The organism is uncultured Methanobrevibacter sp. (genome assembly GCF_947169325.1).
GTDB lineage: Archaea > Methanobacteriota > Methanobacteria > Methanobacteriales > Methanobacteriaceae > Methanocatella.
This window is the reverse complement of sequence record NZ_CAMVPN010000104.1, coordinates 1-6,823: the sequence shown is the minus strand read 5'-3', so window position 1 is coordinate 6,823 and position 6,823 is coordinate 1. Positions and strand designations below refer to the sequence as shown.

The window sequence follows — 6,823 nt, the reverse complement described above, 5'->3', positions numbered from 1 at the left end:
TGATTAAATCTGGTGCTGCTAAGAAGTAGAAGTGAAGAGCGTGGGAGTGCATGTATGAACCCCAGTTCATGATTTCTCTCATTCTGTATGCAGCAGGTAAGATTTCATAATCATCGAATCCGAAGATTTGGTCAACAGCTTTTGCAGCTGCTAAGTGGTGTTGTACATCACAAATACCACAAATACGAGGTACTAATCTTGGTAATTCTTCTACAGGACGGCCTGTTAAGAATTTTTCGAAACCTCTGAATTCCATAACATGTAATCTTGTTTCTTCTACATTTCCAGCATCGTCAAGATGTACTGTAATTTTAGCGTGTCCTTCAATACGAGTGACAGGCTCCATAGTAAGTTTAACCATTTTATTCTCCTCCTTTCTGCATTTTAATTGGTACTAAAGCAGCAGGTAATGTGTAAGTGTAGAAAGTACCTACAATATCATCTAATTGATCTGCGACAGTTTCAGGATCAACGGTTTTATCTTCTTGTACACCGTAGTCAGATGCAATCGCACTGATCATTTTTGCTCCTTGGTCTAATACTTTAGCAGTAGGACCGTAACATCCTCTACATTGGATACCAATGGAAGGACATTCTGCACCACATAATGATACGGTAGCAGGACCCATACATACTAAACCTTGGGTAATTAAACATAAATCAGGTTCTGGGAGACCTAATTCAAATTGTCTTTTAATGAAGTCCATTGCTAAACCTGCAGGTGGTTTTTCTCTAGGACATACTTCACATAAGTTGGTTGAAGGTAATTCGATTGTTTCTCCTCTTAATAATGTTAAGATAGCTTCTGCTACAACATCAGAACGAGGTGGGCAACCTGGAATCATTAAGTCGATATCCATAACTTCACCGATAGGTCTTACTCTGCTTTCGAGATGAGGTACATCTTCGTGAGGAATAATACCTTCAGGGTTTACAGTAGATACAGAATTAATGTATGCTTCTTCTTCTAATTCTTCAACAGTCCATAAGTTTCCAAGACCTGGAATACCACCGTAGCAAGAACAGGTTCCGTAAGCAATAACCATGTTAGCTTTTTCGTTTAACATTTCAGCTAATTCTCTGTTTTCGTCGTTTCTTACTCCACCTTCGACAATAATAATATCTAATTCAGGTACTTCATCATATTTAGTATCCATGAGTACAGGGGAAAATTCAAAATCTGCAAATTCCATTACATCAATTAAGGATTCGTGGAAATCCGCAATGGATAAGTGGCAACCGGAACATCCGCCGAACCACATAGTTCCTATTTTAACTTTATCTGCCATATTAAATTCCTCCAATTTATCCTTCAGCATCTAATTGTTCTTTTAATGGAGCTGGACCTAACTCTTTAATTCTGTTAACCATCATTTTAACAGATTGAGAGAATTTTTCACCTTCGGATGCGGAAATCCAATCGTGGTGAACTCTTTCTTTTCCAATTCCCATATCTTCGACTAATTTATAAATTAATCTCATTCTACGATCTAATTTGTAGTTACCTGCGTCATAGTGGCAGTCACCCATGTGACATCCAGCTACAAATACCCCATCAGCACCTTCTTGGAATGCTTTCAAAATAAATTGTGGGTCAATTCTTCCAGAACACATTACACGAATAACTCTAATATTCGGTGGGTATTGCATCCTTGCAGTACCAGCTGTGTCTGCTCCTCCATAGGAACACCAGTTGCAACAAAACATTACAATTTTTACATCATCAGCCATAGAGTTTCTCCTCCTCTATAAATATTTTTTCAATTTTGAAAAATTTTTGTCTTTCAAAATCCAATTTTAAAGTTTTTTAAAAAATTTTAAAATCTTCTATTTAAGACATAGTGTTTAGGTACGCCTTAAATTACAATTTTATGTACTTAATGAGCTAGCTCAGCTTAACATTATGTACTGATTAATATATTTCATTAATAATTAATATAAAGGTTACTTAGAAATTAAAGCCAAAAAGTTTATATACTATAAAACAAGATTTTTTAAAATCGATTTTAAGAAGGAAAAATGATAAAAAAAGAAAAGATAGATGGAATTACATTCCATCAAGACTCATATCAATCATATTTTGAGTTTGTTGAGCCAATTCATCAGGAAGACCAGTAATATCCATGTTTAAAAATCCTCTAACAATCATAGACTCCGCTTCTTCCTCTTCAATACCCCTAGAGGTCAGATAATTGATTTCATCTTCTGAAATTTTACCGACTGCAGCCTCGTGAGACATCTCCAAATTAGCAGAACTTGCTTCAAGTTCAGGCACTGCATAAATAAAACTGTCATCAGACAGCACTAACCCATGACACTCCAAATGACCTTTAACATCCGGAACTGTACCTGCTAAATGTCCCCTTGCATAAATTTGAGACTCATCCTGAGCAACCGCCCTTGAGATTACTTCACCACGGGCCCCTTCAGCGTTAAGTAAAACTCTGGAACCAACATCGATGATGGAATCCTTTTTACCACCTTGAATACTTTGGAAAATTGCTCTTGAATTTTTACCGTCACAGTAAGCAGTAGGGAATGACTGGATAGTGCTTACAGGGCTTGTCAAAATATAATTGTTGATGTATGTGGAATCATCCATTAGCTTGACACCTGTCCTTGGGCGCACTTCAACCTGTTCAGCCCAGTTGTGAACCATTGTGAAAGTGATTTTGGAGCCAGGTTTTAAATACATTTCAGAAACACCGACGTGCATGGCCGAAGCAACATCGTCACCTGTTGCACATCCGGTAATCAAATGCAGTTCTGAGTTTTCCTCAGCGATGATTACGTTGTGAGCGGTCTGCAGAATATCTGCATCACTGATGAACATGCATGCCTGTACAGGCATTACTTCCTTGGTTCCAGGAAGGGACCTTACAAAGTAACCGCTTTTAACTCCTTCCTCTTTTTCACGTAATGCAGTTTTTGCAGTGTATTTGTCGGCGTCAGGCTTTACGACATTCCAAAGGTAGTCTTCAACCCAACTGTATTTGTCCAATGCAACTCCTATGTTCATCACTTCAATTGAATCTGACATTGTATTGTTGGTAAAGATGTTACTCTGGTCAACCTGCAGGAATGAACCTGACCTGTTCTCTTCAGTTGTGTCAACACCGACTTTCAGGAGATCCTTTTTGGTCTGCTTGTTCAAGTCATCCAAATCGTCAATCATATCCAAAGCGTTGACGGTTTCATCTGTAAAGTTTTCAATTGTAATATCAGCACCTAATGCTGCTTTCTTATCCTTTGCCCTTTCGGCATCATCATAAACATTGCGCACACTCAACACATCCATTAAAACCGTTTTTCCTAATATCTTCTAAAATTTCAGACGGGTTTCCGGAACAGGAAATTACCCCATCAATCAAAACATGTGCTTTATCTGCACTGACAAAATTCAAAATGTAACCTAAGTGAGTAATTAAAAGACCACTTCGTTTCCTGCTGCGTTGTGGCTTGTCCTTATCCAATAAGGTTCCTATTTCAGAAGCCAATAATTCCACATTTTCAATGTCCACACCGGAATCCGGTTCGTCAAACATTGTGAAATCAGGCATTTGAGCTAATAACTGCAATATTTCAGAACGTTTAACTTCTCCCCCTGAAAATCCTAAATTGACATCCCTATTCAAGAATTCATCACTGAATTTCAATTGTTGGGCCAATTCTTTCATTCTAGGATTCAATTCCTCATTAACATCCTGATGAGATATAATTTTTAATAAATCCCCTACAGAAACACCTCTGATTGAAGGAGGAGTTTGGAAACTTACACCAATACCTAATTTTACTCTTTCTGCAGTTGTTAATCCAGTAATATCCTGACCTTTAAATTTAATAGTACCATTAACAACTTTATAATTTGGAAAACCCAATATAGTTAAGAATAAGGTACTTTTCCCAGCACCATTAGGTCCTAAAAGAACATGGGTTTCACCCTCTTCGATTGCAAGGTTAATGTCTTTTAAAACCCTTTTTCCAGATACTTCAACCGCCAAATTTTCAATTTCAAGCAACATATAATCACCTTAAAAATAAAATATGAATTTGTTATATAACAATATAATTATGTTTTATAAAATATAAATAGTTAACAACAGATTATATAATACAACTTTAAAAATAAAAGAAAAAAAGAGAATAACTGAGATTATTCAGTTACAATAATGAATTCGCCGACTTTTTCGACTTTAGCAAAAGGAACTAACAATAAGTCACCATTTCTTTTAGCGCCTTTTACGTGGATATTACGGTCACTTTCAACCCTAATAGCGATATCAACAATTTTACCAGTTTTTTCGTTTATAATCAATTCATCCAATACGCCTAAAATACGTGCATTGTTGGTAGCTACTTGATAATTTTTAATTTCACTCCATAATTTTTCTTCTCTTTTAGGAATTTGTTGTTTATTTTCCATTTAATCACCTGATAAAAATTAAATATAGTCATATAAATATTTACTTTCATTATATTTAAATATAATATTCATTGTAGAATTTTTCCGCAACTTTACTGTCCAAAAGGGTATTGATATTTAAGGCCAATTCCTTTTTTGGAATGATTAACTGATCCTCATCCTGAACAATATTGACGCTTCTCAAGACATTAAGGCCTGATGGAACATTGCCGTTGAACTCATATGAATATCCCAATCCCAACTCTTCAAAGATTTCAACCGGGACCAATGTGGATAATGCATCCTTATCTGATTTAGAATAATAATCCAATACATAATCAATGGTTTCAGTTGATATGAACGGCAAATCGGCATTGATGAAAAGCAAAGTGTCTTCGCATGATTTCTTTTCAAAATAATCAAGAATAAAAGATAAATCAGTCAGATAGTCATCTCCGGAAGTATCCAATATTTCAAAATCACCATTTAGGGATTGCAAATATTGAGTGGTTTGGCGAGTATGAGGACTGACCGCAATAATTATTTTATCGATTAATTTAGATGCATTTAAGTTATCAATAACGTATTTAATCAAGGGTTTATTGCATAATTTAAAAAGAGGTTTTTCACAGGGAACTTTAAGTCTTGTTCCCATACCTCCTGCCATCAAAATTGCATAAATCATTAAAAAATCACACTTTTTAAGCGAATTTTCCACCCATCATCTTCATACGGTCCTTGAGGATGCATCTTCCTCCTTGCTTACCGCCGATAGGAACTTTAGGAGTACCCATGGAGTTCATACAACGGGCCATGATAGCAGATCCCAATGCAAGACCGTCTTCAACAAATACGACATTTTCAAACTTGTCCTGAACAGCCTCTAAAATGAGTTCAGGTTTGCGTCCGGTAATACCTGCCCTTCCTGTAATACCTAAAGCGGAACCCGGAACGATGACATTTTCCTTAAATGCAACATCCAGACATCTTGTAACGATATTGGTACTTACATAATCCAAAGTTGAAAGCAATGTTGGAAGACCGTCGGCATCATAGAACTGTGCGCCCAGTTCCATAAGTTCAGGAAGTTTGTCACCGTTGAAACCTACGTCACAACCTATTAATGTGGTTCCTGCCTTTTCAGCTGCTACAGGATCCAGTGGGACTGTACCGAATCTTTCAACATCCATAGGAACTTTTGTAATATTGATTAATTTATGAGCTTCCAATGCATTTGCTTCAGCTTTCTTGTGGTCTGCCTTTTTCATTGCCTTTTCAGAGTATAAATCGAGAGCAGCACCATTCTTCTTGTCAATCTTACCGGAACCTCTGGCCAAGGAGTCGCTTACAACACCTGCAAGACCCAGGAAGTTACCGACAGTGTTAGCATAAGGTTCATTATCATTAACGATACGTCCAGCCAATGTTGAACCGAAGTCCAAGGATACACATGGGTTTCTGTAATCAACATCGGTCCATTTGGCACCTAATTTGATACCTGCAGTTACTAGTTCCCCTTCCATTTCATTTGCAACTGTTTCCTTACCTTCCGGAGGAACTACACTAACTACAGCTCCGTCAAACATGATGTTTTCCAAAAGGGAGTGTTTTTGTAATCTTTCAGGAAGCTGTGAAATGCTCATTGCCGGAGACATCTTACGTGGAGGAATATCCGCCTCAAGACAACCGTCGGCCAAAGCAATGATGAGCTGACCAGCTTCTTCAGCAGTTGCAAAACCAGCTGTTACCCCAGTTGACCTTACAACGAAATCCAAATCTTCATCCTTGTCAACCTGACATTTCTTGAGTGATTCCAAAACAGTATCTCTAATAAGTTCTGTTACTGCTTCTTTAGAAAGCTCAATACCCCAAACAGTCTTACCGAATACCTCTTCATTAGCTTTTGGCGGTCTGATATCCCTGGTCATTTTTACTGTTTTATTAAGCAGATATGACTCACTGGTATTCAGGTTAGTTGCCATTACAATGGATTTTGTGGTAGTGTTACCTAATTCAACAGAAGCAGTTACATAAAAAGTATCAGGCTTTTTAACAACCCCCGGACTTGCAGGACCTGCCTTTTGAGCCCTTAACATTGCCAAATTACCTTCTTTAGAATGAGCAATAACAGGTTTTGGACCCTTCTTAAAAAGTTTACTTAAAAAAGACATTATCAACCTCTCCAATATATAAAGTTAATTAATAATCTCTTTTTAAGATAATATAAATTTTATTAAAAATTTCTTGAAAAAAAGTTGTTGAAAAATAGTAAAAAAATAGAAAAAAATGATTAGATGAATTAATCATCTAATCGGGACCCTTTTATCTATAATAAGTTGTTAATAGGGTGGTCTTCTACAGGTTCGGTACCGATATCTTTTGCTGCTTCAGCAATCATGATATCAGCCATACCACATGCTG

At 36.8% G+C, this 6,823-nt stretch carries 7 protein-coding genes and 1 pseudogene; all 8 read right to left on the bottom strand.

Going from position 1 to position 6,823, the window contains the following annotated elements; genetic code table 11:
- A pseudogene (gene mvhA / locus Q0W26_RS10840) lies at positions 1–361 on the bottom strand (F420-non-reducing hydrogenase subunit MvhA); the annotation flags it as partial.
- A 1-nt stretch (position 362) separates the two neighbouring features.
- Complete coding sequence (locus tag Q0W26_RS10835) at positions 363–1,289, bottom strand: F420-nonreducing hydrogenase (protein ID WP_298525164.1); 927 nt, start codon at positions 1,287–1,289, stop codon at positions 363–365.
- A gap of 16 nt (positions 1,290–1,305) precedes the next feature.
- A complete protein-coding gene (locus Q0W26_RS10830) occupies positions 1,306–1,731 on the bottom strand; it encodes a hydrogenase iron-sulfur subunit (RefSeq protein WP_297828413.1) in 426 nt (141 codons plus the stop codon).
- Positions 1,732–2,047: 316 nt separating this feature from the next.
- A complete protein-coding gene (locus tag Q0W26_RS10825) occupies positions 2,048–3,298 on the bottom strand; it encodes a SufD family Fe-S cluster assembly protein (RefSeq protein WP_298525161.1) in 1,251 nt (416 codons plus the stop codon).
- Positions 3,267–4,022, bottom strand: coding sequence for an ABC transporter ATP-binding protein (locus tag Q0W26_RS10820; RefSeq protein WP_298525159.1), 756 nt, complete (start codon positions 4,020–4,022; stop codon positions 3,267–3,269). The genes Q0W26_RS10825 and Q0W26_RS10820 overlap by 32 nt, the downstream gene beginning before the upstream one ends.
- A 131-nt stretch (positions 4,023–4,153) precedes the next feature.
- Complete coding sequence (locus Q0W26_RS10815) at positions 4,154–4,423, bottom strand: PRC-barrel domain-containing protein (protein ID WP_292739171.1); 270 nt, start codon at positions 4,421–4,423, stop codon at positions 4,154–4,156.
- 55 nt (positions 4,424–4,478) lie between these two features.
- A complete protein-coding gene (locus Q0W26_RS10810; RefSeq protein ID WP_298525156.1) occupies positions 4,479–5,087 on the bottom strand; it encodes an NTP transferase domain-containing protein in 609 nt (202 codons plus the stop codon).
- Positions 5,088–5,103: 16 nt separating this feature from the next.
- Positions 5,104–6,573 carry a methanogenesis marker 14 protein gene (locus Q0W26_RS10805; protein ID WP_298525154.1) on the bottom strand — a complete coding sequence of 490 codons (1,470 nt, stop codon included), beginning with the start codon at positions 6,571–6,573 and terminating at the stop codon, positions 5,104–5,106.
- Positions 6,574–6,823 lie beyond the last annotated feature (250 nt).